Raw genomic sequence first — 16,329 nt, forward strand, 5'->3', positions numbered from 1 at the left:
AAAAAAAACAAATCAAAATATATAAAAATTATTTACTTTTTAACAAGAAAAACCGCCTCAGTTGTGAGACGGCTTCTTTTTATATATTAAATCAAAAGATTCGCTTAGTTGATAACATCAAATCTCGCATATTCTGCAACCTTTTTAGGAAGCTTAATTCCTTCTGCTGTCTGGTTGTTCTCCAGCAATGCAGCCATAATTCTTGGTAATGCCATTGCTGATCCGTTTAAGGTATGAACCAACTGAGATTTACCATCTCCTTTGTAACGGCATTTCAATCTGTTAGCCTGGAAGGTTTCAAAGTTAGATACAGAGCTTACTTCTAACCACATTTCCTGAGCAGCACTCCATACTTCAAAGTCATACGTCATTGCAGATGCAAAACCTGTATCACCTCCACAAAGTCTTAATACTCTGAACGGAAGCTCAAGATCGGTAAGGATTTCTTTGATGTGCTCTACCATTTCTTCCAGAACAGCATAAGAATTTTCCGGTTTTTCAATTCTTACGATTTCTACTTTTTCAAACTGGTGAAGACGGTTCAATCCTCTTACGTGAGCTCCGTAGCTTCCCGCTTCTCTTCTGTAACACTGAGAGAATGCTGTATTTTTAATCGGAAGGTCTTTTTCCTCAAGCAATACATCACGGTAAAGGTTCGTTACAGGAACCTCTGCTGTAGGAATAAGATATAATCTATCTTCGTTGATATAATACATCTGTCCTTCTTTATCTGGCAGCTGCCCGGTACCAAAACCTGAAGCCTCATTCACAACGTGAGGAGGATTCACTTCTGTATATCCTTTTTCTACGTTTTTATCTAAGAAATACTGAACCAAAGCTCTCTGTAATCTCGCTCCTTTTCCTAAATAAACAGGAAAACCTGCTCCGGCAATTTTCACCCCTAATTCAAAATCAATCAGGTTGTATTTTTTTGCCAGTTCCCAGTGAGGGATTGCACCTTCACCAAGGCCTTCTACAGGATGAGACTGGAAAATGATTTCGTTATCATCGGCAGAAGCACCACTCTTTACCAATTCATTTGGAATGTTGGGTAGCTGATACAGAATATTCAGTAAATCATTTTCTTTAACTTCTAGCTGGGATTTCAATTCTGAGCTCGACTCTTTGTATTGTGCTGTTTTAGATTTTGCTGATTCCGCTTCTTCTTTTTTCCCTTCTTTCATCAAAAGTCCGATTTCTTTCGAAATTTTGTTGATTTCGGAAAGTTGGGAATCTAGTTCAAACTGGATTCTTTTTCTTTCTTCGTCGGCAGCGATAGCCTCGTCTACCAACTCAAGATTTTTGAATTGTCTTTTCTTAAGACCTTCTAAAACGCGTTCTTTATTGTCGCGCAAAAAATTGACTTGTAACATTTTATTTAGATGTTAAATATTAGATGTTTAGCTCATAATAAGCTAACAATTGTACAAATTTAAAAATTATTTTGTGATCGTAACGGTATTTATTGAAGTAGGTGCATCAGCATCTTTTGAAAACACTTCATTTCCGTCATACAATACCTTTGAAACCTGAAATGCAGTAGGTGTATTACGATATTGAACTTCCAATGTCCCGGTAACATTATCACTAACATTGGTACTTTTTGTAAAGGTAATCAACATTTTGGAATGGAAAGAAGTTCCTGTTCCTGGTTGATCCGGGCTGATAGAATCCAGTCTTCTTCTTTTTGCTCCTGCAAGATATTCCATATAGTATAATGACTCGGGTGATGTTTTTAACGAAATACTTACCGGAGCAATATCTTTCGTTCCAAAAATATCATTCACGGAATATCCTGTATAAGATCCTGTAAGTTTACTGTTCAGAAGATCCTGACCAGCACTGTTTTTCATATAGATATTAAGTACCTGATCTATTCTCTGCAAAGAATCATCATCACTTTTACAACTGATGAGTGCAAAAACCGCTACAAAAATGCCCCAAAAATATTTCATCATAAATACAAAGGTAAAATATTAATCTTTAGACTGCTTCTTTATTTTTCAAAATATTTCTGATACCAGAGCTCAAAGGTAGCCAGCTGCCATATTTTCACCCAATCATACTCATACTCCTGATGATTCCACCACTCATCAATTACGGCTGGATTAAAGAAATTTCTCTTTTTCAAGCGTTCAAGATTTTCAGTAATAAAGTCTCTTACTTTTTGCTCATTTTTAATGAAATAATTAACCGGAAATGAAAATCCTTTCTTGGGCATATTCAAAACTTCCTGAGGAAGATATTTTTCAGCTGTTTTACGTAATAAAGGTTTATTCTGAACTCCATTAAATCTAATATTCTGCGGAAGTGCTGATACATAATCTATCAGGCTGTTACTCAGATAAGGATAACGAAATTCCACACTATACTTCATCGCACTCAGATCATCCCGGAAAACGTGATGGGAAGAAAGTGAATATTTCATATCATATTCAAAATACCCGCTATAATTTTTTCCTTCTGAAAGATGATAATTTGAAAGGTCCGAATCAATTTTACTGTAAATATCTGGGTTTATAAGACTTTTAACTTCCAGCGGTCTCATACTGATCTGGCTTTGTCTGAAAAAATCAAACATATGATCCTGGGAAAAGTAGTTTTTTACCCGCTGTGAAAATTTATCTTTTGTAAAAATAAGAGGGTTTACAAAATTGAAGTTCCGCATCAACAGCCATTTATTTAGCTTTAGGGTATGGGAATAGCCGGCAAAAAGTTCATCGGCACCGTTTCCGCTTAATACGACTTTAAAGTTTTTATCATGAGCGTATTTTGCTGCATTGATTAAGACTTCAAAGCTGCTGTAAGGTTCTTCAAAATGCTGGATATTTTCTGTAAGGTGTTCCAGTGCTTCTTCATCACTCACCTCTTTTATCTCATGCAAAACATCAAAATGTCTGGCGGCTATAGCGGCATTTGTAACTTCTTCTTCAGAAAACGGATAAGAGATAGTGTATGCATTAATATCAGCGTTAAAAGGTTTTGATTTTGAAGCAATTAACGTCGAATCAATTCCACCACTCATCATAATAGCAACAGGAACATCGGCAAATAATTGTTCTGAAATACTTTCAGAAAGAAGTTCATCTATTTTTTTTACTGCTTCTTCTTCAGAAATACTTTTTGCAGGCTGTGAAGGAAGTTTCCAGAATTTTTTTGTGGTGATTTTCTGATCTTTTAAATCAATGGTCATAAAGGAAGCAGGTTCTAGGGAAAAAATATGCTGAAAACAGGTTTGAGGTGCTAATGTTGTCTGAAAAAGAAAATTGGTATACACTCCATCCCAGTTGATTTCAGGTTTTACCAGTTCATTTTTCAATAATGCTTTTATTTCTGAAGCCCAAACCAACCCTTCTTCATTTTGATGGTAGAAAAGAGGCTTCATCCCTACTCTGTCTCTTGCCAGTATCAGTTTTTGAGAGATAAGATCTACAATACAGATCGCAAACATCCCATCCAGTTTTGCAAAAGCAGAGTTTCCCCACTCCTGATACGCTTTGAGAATAACTTCTGTATCCGAAGTACTGTGGAAAGAGTACCCTAAAGATTCAAGTTCTTTCCTTAATTTTTTAAAATTATAAATCTCTCCGTTAAACGTGATAATAATTTGTTCATTTTCTGAGAGCATAGGCTGGTGCCCTTTTTCAGACAAATCTATAATGGATAATCTGCGGAAACCTAAAGCAATATTAGAATTTCCATCTTTTAAAACCGGAAACTGGTCTTTAATTTTTTGTGTGGAATCGCCCCCTGAAAAAGAAACTCCTTCGCCGGCATTGTATAACCAGAACCCTTCATCATCCGGACCGCGATGTTTGATTGCCTGATTCATTTCCAGAATATTTGTAGAGGAAATACTTTTATGGAATGAATAATAACCGCTGATTCCGCACATAGTAAAGACTTAATAGATTTGTAAAAATAGGAAAATGACTTTGTTTTCTGTATGTGTCCGAAACAATTATTTCTTTAAAAATTTTTGCCTGAAAACCTGGATTTCTTCTTTTGTAACCATATAGTCTTTCAAACTAAAGGGAGTAGAAGCGTAAAATTTTCTGAATAACAGGAAAGATGAAACAAAATAGGATGATGTAGTGGCAATACAAGCTCCTAAAATTCCCCATCTAGGTATGGCAATAAAAGAAAATACAACTGTGACCACCAATCCAACAATAGATTTTATATTGAGAATTTTTAAATCTCTCATTCCCGAAAAGTAATGTCCCACCATATCACTTACTGCAATGGCAAAAATTCCCGGTGATAAAAGGAGCATGATTTCTTTGGTGTCTCTGAACTCTTTTCCGAAGATCATCTCATAAACCTGAGCAGGTATAATAATGATTCCCAGCACAAAACCTATCATCAGAAAAAAAGTCAGCTTTAAAGATTCTTTGGTTTTTCCTATGGATTCTTCCCTGCTTTTACTATTCACCACATCTGAATATAAAATAACAGCAATGCTGCGGGTAATAGTCCATATAGCTTCCGAGAAAGTAACTCCGATGGAGAATATTCCTACACTGGCAATGCCTTCAAAATATTCTAAGAAATAAAATGAAAGCCTGTAATTGAGAAACTGTACAAAAGCACTCAATTGAGTTTTCCAGCCATATTCAAACATATTTCTACCCACCTCTTTACAGAATGATATTTCGGAAAGATTACATTTTTTGATAATCTGAAAAAAACTGGTAAGGAAAAGAAGTGCCAGACATCCAATCTGGGCAAGAAAATACACTGAAACATCTTTCTTTCTGAACAGATACACCAATATTCCTATAAAGATAATATGAACCAGCTGCTGTAAAACAGTATAAACATTAAACTTCTTAATATTCTGTGTTCCAATAAACAAGCTGATATTGGTTGATAAAAGTGAAGAAAAAACAGATATCCCGATCAGATAGAATAGATATTCACTCTGGATAGAAGCTATACTGAATAAAAAAGGGATTAAAAGCCCTGTTAAGAGAGACCACAGATAGGCATATAACAAAACCTTTTCTATTTTAAACCTCGAGGCGAAATAAGAAGCACTGCTTCCGGAAAAGATACTACTGAAAAAACTTACTGCTGCTGCATTGGCAACCACAATAGAAATGGTTCCCTTACCTTCACTTCCCCACATATTCGTAGAATAGATCACCAGGCCGAAACTCAGGATCAGAATAAGAAAGCGTGAGACAAATGTTTTAATGATAGTAAGCTGCATGGTGATTATTTATCAATAGATTTTTTTACAAAATCAACAAAGGAATCTTTTATAAGTTCCCAATTATATTTTTCTTTAAATTCTTTTCTGGCACTGAGCGCATGAGAACGATACAATTCAGGATTTCTAATATAGTTAATGATCACATCCGAGACTGCTTCAGCATTCTGAGGATCTACCAGACTTCCAAATGAAAGTTCCTTCATATGTTTTCGGATACCTTTTAAATTTGAGTAAATAACAGGTTTTCCCGCTCCCATAAAATAGAACAGCTTTATCGGCAAAGAATGGTTGTTTTCAAAGTTAATTTCCCTGAGATCAAAACATAAATCTGCATCTGCAAATGCTTCTGTAAATGTTTCAAAACTCGTTGGTTTTCTGATCTCAATATCATCAAAAGAATATTTCTTCAATAATGATGAAAAGTAGAATTCATCGCTTTCCTGTACCGTTGAACCAATAATCAGAATCCTGATATGAAGTGCAGGCAGTTTTTGACGAAGCCTATCTATTGCATTGAAAAAGTTTTCAATTCCTTTATCTTTAGAAATCTGACCTGTATAGCATACCTTGATAACGTTCGGATCGAGCTGTTTTATACTTTCCCTGATGTAAAGAGAATCTGGATAATAAGGAACAACGGTCTGTTTTTTGAATCCAAAAAAATAAGCTAAAGGAAACTTCTTAGTGGTTTCACCAAAAATGAAATGAGTACTTAAAAATCCAGTATACAGCTGGATAAGAGAAAACTTTATAGCCTGAAAAATGGTAGCCGGAAATCTATACTTTTGAAGCATTGACATGGAAGGATACCATTCTGTAACGTCATAGATACAACTTATCTTATGCTCTTTTACAAATTTCTTTACTGCTACAACGGCCAATGGTTCAGAACAAATGATACATTCGGGATGAAAAGTATTGCAAACTTTACTGAAAGTTTCCATTTTCATTTCTATACTTTCTTCAAGAACGGCAAAAGATTCTATTTCAATCCCATCAATACAACCTTTATACTCTGCATATAAACTGCATATTTTCACTTCATACCCATTATCTCTAAGAGCTTTCGCCTGATGATAAAAAATGCGGTCATCATTATAGCTGTGGGAAGTCGTTAAAAAAAGTACTTTAGGCATTAGTCACTGCTCGAATCTATACAAATATACATTAAAACAAAAAAGTGGAAATATATTTTCCACTTTATGATTATTCTTTTGTATCAGCTTAACAGCGATTATTTTATAGAAGCCGCCCAACTTTTCTCCAAAGGAAGAAGGAAGTGGCTTAAAAAGTCCAGATACGTATTTTTAGAGAAGTCAAAAACCTGGATATCTTCTGCAAGTTCTCCGTTTCTCAACTTCGTTTTAAAATCAATTAATTTTAAAGTTTTCACTTCACCGTTCTCAACAAAGCTTGCCTTCATTCTATCAAAAAGGCCTAATTGATATTCTTCATCAATTTCTCTCATTACCTTTCCTAAAGCATCAATGCTGCATCCTGAAGCCATTTCTTTTTCTTCATCTACACACACGATGATAAACTGATTCTTCTCAATTTTAAATGAAGAAGAAAGCGGTTTTCCATGAGCTGCCCATGTTGCAAGGAAATCAAATAGTTTCTCAGTAATAGCTTTTGCTTCTTTTGTTTCAAAAGGTCTTGAAGCCGGGTATATAATGACTCTGTAGTCGTTGGTTTCTACAATATTAGATTCTTCGATTTTCATAATGTAAATATTTATTTATCAAGGATTTATCAAACAAAATAAATTCTGATCACTGACCAGAATATTAATTTAACGGTGATTGAATATCCTTATCATCTTGAATACAAAATTACGCAATTTTCTCGAGTTTAAGATCATTGTATTTTTTGCTCAGCACATAGAGCATCATAATGAAAAGCGGGAAGATAAAAGGGAAGAAAAACCTTAATGCTGCCGACTGCGGGAAGAAGAAAAATTTGATATAAAGATTCACCACGAAAAGAACGGAAATCATTCTTACCCATACATCTTTGGAACGCCAGAAAATTACTCCCATCATAATGGCTACCGATAAAGTGACCTTTTTGAAATAAATAATCTTGATGTAAATGATACTCAGATAGTCCATTAAACTAACGTTTATCGGATGTGTGGAAATAATCGGTCTTCTATCGATAAAGGTATCATAAAAGAGATCTTTCCATCCCGGATAGTGATAAAACTTAATAATGATCAGATACATGACCAGAAGAACTGTTCCCTGTGCAATAAAAGAAACATCAATTTTCTTTTCCTGAAAATATTGGAAAAAGAAAACAGCGACAATATAAGTAAGCGTGAATGTAATATAATCCGGCCGGATAAAGGTAATCCCAAACAGAAGTACAAATATGGCCCATTTGCTCCATTTTTTAATTAAGCCAATCATAAAGATCAGCATAAACTGAAAGATGAACATATCCGGCGTAGAAACCCTGGACATGTAGGTCATTGGTGGCAAAAGCATGGCGGCAATCGTTAATAGTATGGCAAGCCAGTATTTCTTTGGAAACAGGAGTTTCAGAATATAAAATAATAATACTCCAGAAAAAAAGTAAGAAATAAGACTGGTAAACAGTACAGCCATTGGCGATGATAAACCAAGCTTATAAAAAAGTGTGATTACAAGAATATACCCTACTTTGATCTGAAAATAGGGTAATTGTTCTGTAAAAGATTGTGTATTTTTTACGAAATACTGCCTGGGAATGTCCCACTGCTTTATTCCGATAATGTCTGTATAATGTTCTGCAGGAGCCTCTTTTTTTATTTCCTCATAGGTAAGGATTCGAACTTTATCCGGAGAATCTGGAAATTCCGAAGTATACATACATCCCAGATACCCTGGCATGTCCCAATCATATACTCTGTTTTGATAATTCCAGAATGTAAGAAGAGCAAGTATCGAAATGATAAACAAAAAGGAGAGTCTCCATTTCAGCTTCATAAACCTGTATAAGATGTCAATTATAAGTCTTCTGCTTCAGCAAGAAGTTCAACGATATCTTTTACGGCAACTTCTGTATTTTTGTTAAAGTGTTTTACGCCATCCGTCATCATGGTATTACAGAAAGGACATCCTGTAGCAATTACCTTAGGTTCAAAGGATAAAGCTTCTTCTGTTCTTTCAATATTGATGTCTTTCTTTCCTTTTTCTGGTTCTTTAAACATCTGTGCACCACCTGCTCCACAGCAAAGACCATTGGTTTTGCAACGTTTCATTTCTACAAGTTCGGCATCCAGCTTTTCAAGAAGCATTCTTGGCGCTTCATATTCGTCATTGGCACGTCCCAGATAACATGGATCATGGAAAGTAATTTTTTTCCCTCTGAATGCACCTCCTTCAATCTTCAGTCTTCCTTCTTCCATTAAGGTTTTAAGGAACTGAGTATGGTGTACTACATCAAAGTGCCCGCCAAGGCTTGGATATTCATTTTTAAGCGTATTAAAACAGTGTGGACAAGCCGTTACGATTTTCTTTACTTCGTAAGCATTCAATACTTCAATATTGGTAAGAGCCATCATCTGGAATACAAATTCGTTTCCTGCTCTTTTCGCAGGATCTCCGGTACAGCTTTCTTCCTGTCCCAGAACTGCAAATTCAACCCCTATTTTATTTAATATCTTGCAAAATGCTTTTGTAATTTTTTTGGCACGGTCATCAAAACTTCCCGCACATCCAACCCAGAATAAAACTTCCGGAGCTTTTCCTTCGGCAGCATACTCTGCCATTGTTTTTATAGTGAAATCCATTTCTTTTTCAATTTGAAAATGTGAGAATTTGGAAATTTGAAAGTGATGTAGACTGTAATCAATTTCAAATTTTCAAATTGATTAATTATCTAGTTTTCCGATGCCCAGTTCAGACGGTCAGCCTGATTATACTGCCAAGGGGCTGCGTTGTTTTCCACATTGGTCATCATCAGGTTCAGTTCCTGTGGAGCAGCAGACTGTTCCATCACCAGGAATCTTCTCATTTCAAAGATAATGGAAAGCGGGTCAAGCAATACCGGACAAGCGTCTGTACATGCATTACAAGTGGTACAAGCCCAAAGTTCTTCTTTCGTGATATAATCGTTCAACAGTTTTTTACCGTCATCAACGAATTTTCCGTTTTGATCAATATTTCTTCCTACTTCTTCCAATCGGTCTCTGGTTTTCATCAGAATCAATCTCGGAGAAAGTTTTTTACCGGTAATATTAGCCGGGCAAACAGAAGTACAGCGTCCGCATTCTGTACATGAATAAGCATTCAGCAATTGTACCTGATTCAGATCGAAGATATCTTCTGCTCCAAATTTAGACGGTACATCAGCCTCAGCTCCTTCAGCTGGTGCAGCATATGGATCTGCATTAGGGTCCATCATTAATTTGATTTCCTTTGTTACAGACTCAAGGTTATTGAATTTTCCTTTTCTATCAAGATTTGCATACCATGTACTTGGAAATGCAAGGATAATATGTAAATGCTTTGAGTAATAAAGATAGTTCATGAAGAAAAGAATCCCTACAAAGTGGAACCACCAAGCAGCTTTCTCTGTGAACATCAAAAATCCGCTATCAAAGCTGAAGATTTCCAAGAACGGAACAAATGTCATCTCACTGATCGGGAAGCTTCCATGCTCTGGTAAAACTCCTCTTGACTGTAAAATAAAATCTGAAGCATTCATCATAAAGAAAGCCATCATTAAGGCGAACTCAATAATCAAAATCCAGTTGGCATCATTTTTTGGCCAACCGAAAAGTTCTTTCATCGTCAATCTCTTCACTCCGTAAAAATTTCTACGAATAAAGAAAATGACAACCCCAACCACTACTAGAAGTGCTAAAACTTCTAATGTTGCTGTAAAGAAATTATAAAATGTATGCCCGAAAATGATTGATAAAAAACGGTGTGTACCAAATATTCCATCAACAACAATTTCTATTAATTCAATATTAATAATCACAAAACCTACATATACAAAAAGGTGTAAAACTCCTGCAACAGGACGTGCTGTCATTTTACTCTGTCCCATGGCCACACGAGCCATCGTTTCCCAGCGTTCTCCTTTTCTGTCGTTTCTATTGATTTCGTGACCTAACCTGATATTTCTATAGATCTTCTGGAGACTTTTGGCAAACAGCCCAAATCCCGCCACTAATAAAATCAGGAAAATAATGTTATCGATGTACTGCATAAGGCGTATTAGTCTTTGTTATTTTTACCGAAAACCGAGAAGTTGATATATCTCTTCGGATTCGCTTTCATATCTTCAATCAATGAATTCAAATTGGAAGATGCTGAATTCAGGTTGTTGTAAAGTTGTTCATCCTTCATCAGTTTACCTAAACTTCCTTCTCCTTTATCTATACCACCAATCACCTGATTTAATTTTCCTACGGTAGCATCCAAATTGGCAATCGTAGCATTCAACTGTTTCGTATCAATGCTCTGAGCCAGATTTCCATATTTATCCAGAGTAACTTTTCCACTCTGCATGGTAAGACTTGCATCGTCCAGCACCTTTTGCAGTTTTGGATCATTGTGCCCTACCAGTGTATTTACACTTCCTGCTGTAGTCTGTAATGCTCCAACTGTTTTATTAAGGTTCGCTAATAAAGCTTTTATTTCCGCTCTGTTCTGAGCATCAAAAACCTGGTTGGCATTGGCCATTAAAGAGTCTACTCTATGTAAAACCACCTGTAGCTGATCTTTTACCGGACCAACCTGAGAAGAAAGACTTCCCAATGTTCCCAGTTTAAAAGCTCCTTTTAAGGTATCACCGTCTTTTGCAGTCGGTCCTCCATACATAAGGTTTACTCTCATTTCTTTACCGGACATTAATCCCGGTTCAAAGATCTCCAGTGATGAGTTTTTTGAAAATTCGAATTTGTTATCAACGGTAATTTTTACGACGAAATTAATTTTTCCATCTTTTGAGGTGATAGGAATAATTTTATCTACCTGCCCTACTTTCAATCCATTAATAGAGACTGCCGCAGACTGCGCCAGACCTTCCACATTGTCATATTTTGCGTAAAATATATTGTCGGTAGTAAAAAGGCTTTTCCCTTTCATAAACTGAAACAACACCACAAAGCCTACGATAGCTAGAAGTGCAATCACACCAGCTTTTAATTCTTTACTGAACTTCACTTGCTAATTTTTTTCTAATAAGCAAATATAATACATTTTAAATAAATCTTTTCCTTTATTGTTCTGCGTTAAATACAAAAAAAGCGACAAAAAAATTTGTCGCTTTTTATATCATTGAAATGATTTTCTTATTGTTGCTGATTTCCCAGCTTGTTCCAGATCTCGATTCTGTAATCTTCGATATCTGCGTTGTCCTGAAGACTCTTCATCCAAGCCTGTCCGAACATTCCAGCACTTCTCTGAGTAAGAGATTCTGTAAACTGCTTAAGATCTCCAGGCTGTTTGTTTACAGTTTCTGATTTTTTGATCAAAACATAAACTCCTGTTCCACCTTCAACCGGGTTAGAAAGTTTACCTTTTGCAACACCGAATGCTGCACCGGCAACTTTAGGTTCCATAGCACCTGCTACTGAAGGATTCAATAGGTTCACCTGAGCAGATTGTTTTGGAGCGGCAAACAATTTAGCAATCTGATCTAAGCTGGAAGCTTTTGCTGCTGCAATTTTATCAGAAATTTGTTTTGCTGCCAATTTATTTTTAACGATAACTTCGATCTGATCTCTCACTGATTCCGGATCAGCAAGACCTGCTTCCTGTTTTCCGTTCAGATACACTACAATTTTATCACCAGTTCCGTCTACTGTAAATAATTCAGTATCTCCTTTTTCTCTTTTCTTATCAAAAGCCCATGTAAGGATATCAGCATCTTTTTCAGTACCTAAGCCCTGAAGCTGACCTTCAAATCTTTTCGCTGCTTTTGGATTGGAGAACTGATAGTTTCCTTTTTTAGCAATGTTCACGAAATCGTTGAAAGATTTTCCTTGAACCTGCTGAATGAATTTTCTAGAGTTTTTGTCTGTCTCAGCCTCAGTAGCATCTGAAGGTTTGATTGCTTTCACAAGGTTAGCAACTTTATACCCCATTGATCCTGATTTTTTATCTTCAATATTGATGATATGGTAACCAAACTGTGTTTCTACTACCCCTGTAGCTCCTTTAGGATTGCTTGCAAGATAAGCAAGGAATTCAGGAACGAAAGGCGTCTCTGGTGTTGTCCAACCAAGGCTACCTCCCTGAGCTGCAGAATTTGGATCGCTTGAAAGCTTAAGGAATTCTGTAAATTTAGCAGGACTTGCTTTTACAATTGCACCAATTGAGTCTGCCAATTTCTTAGCCTGCTCTTTAGTTCTTGTTACTCCTTCACCTGCAGGGCTTCCTTTGAATGCAATTAGGATATGTCTGGATAAAGTAGAATCTGAAGGTCTTTTACCTACCAATTTAGAAACTACATATACATCTTGTTCTTTATAAGGACCAAAAGTCTGACCTACTGCAGCTGCAGCGACCTGATCTTTGATTGTTGGAGGCAATTGAGCAGGATTCAAATACTGAGGATTGAATGGTGCATCAGAATTTGCCGCTACAAACATAGAATCGTTTTTAGTATTCTGGAAGTTTTCAGTTCCTCCACTTGCATCTGTACCTCCTGAATATAATTTTGTAATTTCTTTCAAGGCTGCTGCATCATCTGCTGCACTTGGTTTAGATGGGAAAAATACAATACCGATATTTCTGCTAGGCTCAGCTTTGAACATTACAGGGTGCTTCTTGATGTAATCAGCAAGATCCTGTGTTGTCACATTGATCTTTGTTTTTTGAAGATAAGCTGCGTAATCTACTTTTACAAAGTCGATGTCTGCAAGCTGATCTCTCTGCTTCATCAATTCTTCAGCTTCTTTCTTACCTGTAGTGATACCTGCTGAAAGATTAGTAAACACCTGTCTTGCCATCAGTCTGTACTCGATAGTCTTTCTCGTTTTCAACCATTGAGTATATCCTTGAGGATTGGTGTTTTGTAATGTTTCAATTTCTTTTTTAAGCTCTTGAGTTTTAAAGTTACCTTTCTCATCAAAGAACTGTTGATTCTGAGCAAACATCTGATCGTACTGGATTTGATTCCAGAAATAATCATCAGTCATTTCAAAGCCCAATTTCTCAAACTGTTGTTTGATAAGTTTAGATTGTACAAGTAACTGCCAAGCCTGCTCTTCAAGACCGTTTTTCGGACGACCTTGCTGTTCAGCCTGCTGCTGCAACACGAAAAGCTGATCATTGAACTCTTCGCGGGTGATTTTCTCACCGTTTACTTTTCCTAAAACGTCAGGATTCTTACCAAAAACCTTGTCGATACTATCTGGGTTCACCAGGAACGCCAAAAGCGCTAAGGCTATTACTCCCATTAAAAGCCAAGGCTTACTCCTAATCTGTCCTAAAATTGCCATTTTATAAATTATAGTTTTTTATCAGTTTGCGAAAATACACATTTTTAAGAAATTACAGAAACAGAACTGCTTAATTTTGATTTTTAATGCAAAGATTATCTAAAAAAGGAAATTTTGACCGTATTTTTAAGTAAAAAACAAATGGCATAAGTATTGTGCATTTTTAAAACATTATAATATGCCGCACGTTTTCAGAGTATATTATATAAAAATCCCTTTAACGATAAAAAACGAAAATGACAATTTGTCATTCGATTGACTATGACAGAATTTGAAGATATTAGTTTAGAAGAAATGATCAGTGACGGATTTGATATCGTAACTGAAGAAATCAATCTTTCCGACTTCGCAGAGACTGATAAAAATTCCGAACAGAAAATATTCCCTATACTTCCCGTAAGAAATATGGTTATGTTCCCCAATGTAGTAATTCCTATTACTGCAGGGAGAAAAACCTCTATACAGCTTCTTGAAGAAGCACAGAAGAACGGAGATTTTATTGGAATTGTAAGCCAGAAAAATTCGGATCTGGAACAACCTTCCGAAAAAGATATTTATTCTACCGGTACCTTGGCAAAAATCATTAAGATTATTAAACTGCCAGAAGGTAATATTACTGCTATCACTAAAGGTTTCCACAGATTTAAGATTAAAAAAATCATAGATAATAAACCTTACTTCAAAGCAGAAATATCAAAATTAAAAGACAGCCGACCTAAAGATCAGGAAGAGTATGAAGCATTATTGGAGAACATCAAAGATCTCGCTTTAAAGATCATTGAACTTGATCCCAATATTCCTAATGCTGCAAATTTCGCGATCAAAAATATTAACAATAATGATGATCTTCTGAATTTCATCTGCACGAATGCTAATTTTTCTTCCATTGCAAAACAAAAACTTCTTGAAGAGAAAAGCCTGATGATCAGAGCCAATCAGTGCTATGAGATGATGCATGAGGATTTCAGGAAGCTGGAGCTGAGAAATCAGATTCATCAGAAAACCTCAAAGGATCTTGATAAACAGCAGAGAGAATACTTCCTGAATCAACAAATCAGAACAATCCAGGAAGAACTGGGCGGTGGACCTGAAAGTGATGTGGAAGATCTTATTGCTAAGGCTAAAACAAAAAAATGGAGTCAGGAGGTAGAAGACCATTTCCAGAAAGAAATCAGCAGACTTCAGCGTCAGAATCCTAATTCTCCGGACTATAACGTACAGAGAAACTACCTGGATTTCTTTACAGATCTACCTTGGGAAACTTATACAAAAGATATTTTTGATATTGCTAAGGCTGAAAAAGTACTTGACAAAGCACACTTCGGTCTGGAAGATATCAAGAAAAGAATTCTTGAGCACATGGCTGTTTTAAAATTAAAAAACAACATGAAGTCTCCTATCCTATTATTGGTAGGACCTCCGGGTGTGGGTAAGACCTCTTTAGGAAAATCTATTGCTGATGCTTTAGGGAGAAAATATGTAAGATTATCATTGGGAGGACTTCATGACGAGAGTGAAATCCGCGGACATAGAAAAACGTATATCGGTGCTATGGCGGGAAGAATTTTACAATCTATCAAAAAATCCGGCACTTCAAATCCGGTAATTGTTCTTGATGAGATTGATAAAATCGGACAAGGTCTTCATGGGGATCCAAGCTCAGCACTCTTAGAAGTTCTTGATCCTGAACAAAATAAGTCTTTCTATGATAATTTCCTGGAGATGGGCTATGACCTTTCAAAAGTAATGTTCATTGCTACAGCCAATTCACTTTCAACGATACAGACTCCTCTTTTAGACAGAACGGAAATCATTCAGATTGCCGGTTATACTTTGGAGGAAAAGATTGAGATTGCCAAAAGACATTTAATCAAAAAGCAACAGGAAGAAAATGGTCTGGATGCAAAATCATTCAAACTTGGAAATGCAGAACTTAAGCATATTGTAGAAGCACATACTTCTGAAAGTGGTGTAAGAACTTTGGAAAAAAGAATTGCAGCCATTGGAAGATGGGTAGCACTACAGACAGCTTTGGTAAAAGAATATGACCCAAAAATTTCAGTGGAAAAAGTAGATGAAATCCTTGGAGTTCCAAGACCTAAAAGCTTATCTGAAATCACTGGAGTTCCGGGTGTGGTAACCGGTCTTGCATGGACAAGCGTAGGAGGAGATATCCTTTATATTGAAAGTATTTTAAGCAATGGTAAAGGGGCATTAACGATGACTGGAAACCTGGGAACAGTAATGAAAGAATCGGCTACTATTGCGCTGGAATATATAAAAGCGAAACATGATGAGCTGGGAATACCACAAGAAGACCTGGATAAGAAAAACATTCACGTACACGTTCCTGAAGGAGCAACGCCTAAAGACGGACCGTCTGCTGGTATTGCTATGCTGACATCAATGGTTTCTTCGTTTAAAAACAAGAAAATAAAACCTCACCTGGCAATGACCGGAGAGATTACATTAAGAGGAAAAGTACTACCTGTAGGGGGAATCAAAGAAAAGCTTCTTGCCGCAACAAGAGCAGGGATCAAAGATGTTATTCTTTGTGAGGCTAACAGAAAAGATGTGGAGGAAATCAAAAAAGATTATCTGAAAAATCTGAGAGTACATTACGTTAACAGAATGGAAGAAGTCATTGACATCGCCATTGAAGAATAAA

Annotated in this window: 12 protein-coding genes; 1 reads left to right on the forward strand and 11 read right to left on the reverse strand. The window is 36.2% G+C overall.

Going from position 1 to position 16,329, the window contains the following annotated elements:
• Window positions 1–104: 104 nt before the first annotated feature.
• From serS to NK356_RS07170, 11 genes are all read right to left on the reverse strand, one after another.
• A complete protein-coding gene (gene serS, locus NK356_RS07120; RefSeq protein ID WP_034692616.1) occupies window positions 105–1,373 on the reverse strand; it encodes a serine--tRNA ligase in 1,269 nt (422 codons plus the stop codon).
• A gap of 66 nt (window positions 1,374–1,439) precedes the next feature.
• Window positions 1,440–1,958 carry a hypothetical protein gene (locus NK356_RS07125; protein WP_034692619.1) on the reverse strand — a complete coding sequence of 173 codons (519 nt, stop codon included), beginning with the start codon at window positions 1,956–1,958 and terminating at the stop codon, window positions 1,440–1,442.
• Between the two features lie 38 nt (window positions 1,959–1,996).
• Window positions 1,997–3,895 carry an asparagine synthase (glutamine-hydrolyzing) gene (gene asnB / locus NK356_RS07130; protein WP_253316583.1) on the reverse strand — a complete coding sequence of 633 codons (1,899 nt, stop codon included), beginning with the start codon at window positions 3,893–3,895 and terminating at the stop codon, window positions 1,997–1,999.
• 66 nt (window positions 3,896–3,961) lie between these two features.
• Complete coding sequence (locus NK356_RS07135; protein ID WP_253316584.1) at window positions 3,962–5,215, reverse strand: lipopolysaccharide biosynthesis protein; 1,254 nt, start codon at window positions 5,213–5,215, stop codon at window positions 3,962–3,964.
• A 5-nt stretch (window positions 5,216–5,220) separates the two neighbouring features.
• The gene (locus NK356_RS07140; protein ID WP_034692626.1) at window positions 5,221–6,354 is read right to left on the reverse strand and encodes a glycosyltransferase; all 1,134 of its coding nucleotides are present in this window, start codon (window positions 6,352–6,354) and stop codon (window positions 5,221–5,223) included.
• A 98-nt stretch (window positions 6,355–6,452) separates the two neighbouring features.
• On the reverse strand, window positions 6,453–6,941 hold the full coding sequence (locus NK356_RS07145; protein ID WP_034692627.1) for a hypothetical protein: 489 nt from the start codon (window positions 6,939–6,941) through the stop codon (window positions 6,453–6,455).
• Window positions 6,942–7,050: 109 nt separating this feature from the next.
• The gene (locus tag NK356_RS07150; protein WP_253316585.1) at window positions 7,051–8,187 is read right to left on the reverse strand and encodes a hypothetical protein; all 1,137 of its coding nucleotides are present in this window, start codon (window positions 8,185–8,187) and stop codon (window positions 7,051–7,053) included.
• A 20-nt stretch (window positions 8,188–8,207) separates the two neighbouring features.
• A complete protein-coding gene (locus NK356_RS07155) occupies window positions 8,208–8,993 on the reverse strand; it encodes a (Fe-S)-binding protein (RefSeq protein ID WP_034692631.1) in 786 nt (261 codons plus the stop codon).
• A gap of 89 nt (window positions 8,994–9,082) precedes the next feature.
• Window positions 9,083–10,420, reverse strand: a complete 1,338-nt coding sequence (locus tag NK356_RS07160; RefSeq protein ID WP_253316586.1) for a (Fe-S)-binding protein — start codon at window positions 10,418–10,420, stop codon at window positions 9,083–9,085.
• An 8-nt stretch (window positions 10,421–10,428) separates the two neighbouring features.
• Window positions 10,429–11,379, reverse strand: coding sequence for an MlaD family protein (locus NK356_RS07165; RefSeq protein WP_034692635.1), 951 nt, complete (start codon window positions 11,377–11,379; stop codon window positions 10,429–10,431).
• A 128-nt stretch (window positions 11,380–11,507) separates the two neighbouring features.
• The gene (locus NK356_RS07170) at window positions 11,508–13,661 is read right to left on the reverse strand and encodes a SurA N-terminal domain-containing protein (protein ID WP_253316587.1); all 2,154 of its coding nucleotides are present in this window, start codon (window positions 13,659–13,661) and stop codon (window positions 11,508–11,510) included.
• 261 nt (window positions 13,662–13,922) lie between these two features.
• On the opposite strand from NK356_RS07170, the gene lon reads away from it, so the two are divergent.
• Complete coding sequence (lon, locus tag NK356_RS07175; RefSeq protein ID WP_253316588.1) at window positions 13,923–16,328, forward strand: endopeptidase La; 2,406 nt, start codon at window positions 13,923–13,925, stop codon at window positions 16,326–16,328.
• Window position 16,329 lies beyond the last annotated feature (1 nt).

It is taken from the genome of Chryseobacterium sp. S0630, assembly GCF_024158915.1.
Taxonomy (GTDB): domain Bacteria; phylum Bacteroidota; class Bacteroidia; order Flavobacteriales; family Weeksellaceae; genus Chryseobacterium.

Bases quoted from the DNA above. Each gene is read 5' to 3' on its own strand.
- lon (WP_253316588.1), top strand. From the start codon at position 13,923: ATGACAGAATTTGAAGATATTAGTTTAGAAGAAATGATCAGTGACGGA.
- NK356_RS07145 (WP_034692627.1), bottom strand. From the start codon at position 6,941: ATGAAAATCGAAGAATCTAATATTGTAGAAACCAACGACTACAGAGTC.
- NK356_RS07135 (WP_253316584.1), bottom strand. From the start codon at position 5,215: ATGCAGCTTACTATCATTAAAACATTTGTCTCACGCTTTCTTATTCTG.
- NK356_RS07125 (WP_034692619.1), bottom strand. From the start codon at position 1,958: ATGATGAAATATTTTTGGGGCATTTTTGTAGCGGTTTTTGCACTCATC.
- NK356_RS07155 (WP_034692631.1), bottom strand. From the start codon at position 8,993: ATGGATTTCACTATAAAAACAATGGCAGAGTATGCTGCCGAAGGAAAA.
- NK356_RS07170 (WP_253316587.1), bottom strand. From the start codon at position 13,661: ATGGCAATTTTAGGACAGATTAGGAGTAAGCCTTGGCTTTTAATGGGA.
- NK356_RS07160 (WP_253316586.1), bottom strand. From the start codon at position 10,420: ATGCAGTACATCGATAACATTATTTTCCTGATTTTATTAGTGGCGGGA.
- asnB (WP_253316583.1), bottom strand. From the start codon at position 3,895: ATGTGCGGAATCAGCGGTTATTATTCATTCCATAAAAGTATTTCCTCT.
- serS (WP_034692616.1), bottom strand. From the start codon at position 1,373: ATGTTACAAGTCAATTTTTTGCGCGACAATAAAGAACGCGTTTTAGAA.
- NK356_RS07140 (WP_034692626.1), bottom strand. From the start codon at position 6,354: ATGCCTAAAGTACTTTTTTTAACGACTTCCCACAGCTATAATGATGAC.
- NK356_RS07150 (WP_253316585.1), bottom strand. From the start codon at position 8,187: ATGAAGCTGAAATGGAGACTCTCCTTTTTGTTTATCATTTCGATACTT.